1 protein-coding gene and 1 pseudogene are annotated in these 1,017 nt (G+C 42.7%); one reads left to right on the plus strand and one right to left on the minus strand.

From position 1 onward, the window contains the following. A pseudogene (locus tag A3739_RS29345) lies at nt 1-558 on the plus strand (lipase); the annotation flags it as partial. A 204-nt stretch (nt 559-762) separates the two neighbouring features. Here the strand turns inward: A3739_RS29345 and A3739_RS04705 are convergent. Continuing rightward, nucleotides 763-1,017 (minus strand): lipase secretion chaperone (locus tag A3739_RS04705; protein WP_156502359.1); only part of this gene is annotated, 255 nt, incomplete at its 5' end.

Consider the following 1,017-nt stretch of genomic DNA (forward strand, 5'->3'; position numbering starts at 1 on the left):
GTGACATCAGTAAACGGCATCAACTATGGCTCTGGGTTTGCGGATTGGGGTGTCGACAACATTATTGGTGGACCGCTTGAAGGCATAGCGGCAGATTTGTTGAACTTAACCGGAGACGTACTCGACGCACTCGCAGGTAATCCTGAATATGCCAGTGACGCGCTAGAAACCGTTAAGTTTATGTCTTCTGAAGGCGCATTAGCTTTCACAGAAGAGTTTCCTGACGGAGAGCCAACAACTTATTGTGGTAACGGCGCCAACCTTGTTAACGGCATTCATTACTACTCATGGGGAAGTATTGGCACAACCACAAATATCGCAGACATAAGTGATGCTTTATTCGTGCTTACTGACGCATTGGGTTACTACAATGGCGAACAGACAGATGGCTTAGTTGCTAAATGCTCGCAACGTTGGGGTGAGAACATTCGTGACGATTGCTGGATGAACCATTTAGATGCTACGAATATGCTATTTGGTCTGAGTAATCTTTTAGAGACTGATCCTAAGACGCTATACAAAAACCACGCTGATCGTTTCCGAGACATGGGTTTGTAATAGCAATTGCTGTACTAATTGAGGTCAGTTTTTCTATCGAAATACCTGACCTCTCTTAAATTAGAAAACCGCTAATGGGTGACCAGAAGCGGCTTTTTTATAGTCTTAATATAAGATAAAACTGGGGTTGAAGGCGGACGAGATCAGATTAATGTGCAACTATTTGGCTGGAATGCCTAAGAAAATTAAACAAGAATAAACGGCTCAGATTTCTCTATCGGCCATTTTATCTAAGGTCGCTAAGCGCTTGCGCTCATTCACATCAAACATAGATGCTTGCAAGGCCTGAATTTCTAATTGCTTATCAGAATCTGACAAACCATTGGTATTCAATACTAATTCCCTTTTTTGCCGATACTCAGCAAAACGTGCATCCCAAGCAGATTGCTTTTGATCTGCTTCAGCAAATCGTTGAACAGTTTTCTCGTCATATACTCTACGACGCAGTTCATGAAGCTC

This window comes from Oleiphilus sp. HI0067, from assembly GCF_001635735.1.